Raw genomic sequence first — 313 nt, forward strand, 5'->3', positions numbered from 1 at the left:
AAAGCTCGATATATTCAGGCACTTTGCCATAGGATACAACGCCGTTTTCGTTTGTCGGAAGCAGACCGATGCCAATAAATATCGCACATACTACACAAACAGGCACAAATCCCTTTTTCAGATCGTCCTTGTTTTCTGCGATGACCTTTGCTGTCATAAGGCACATAAGTAGTATAGGCATATAATACCATCTTGCATAATATGACGCATTGAAAAGGACGAAAGAGGAGTTCAGTATAGGCACGCAAGCCATTATGCCAAACACGACGATAGCCTTTGTAAGCCAGCTGTCTTTGCCTTTCTTTCTTGTTCT

This window comes from Enterocloster aldenensis, assembly GCF_003434055.1.
Classification (GTDB): domain Bacteria; phylum Bacillota; class Clostridia; order Lachnospirales; family Lachnospiraceae; genus Enterocloster; species Enterocloster aldenensis.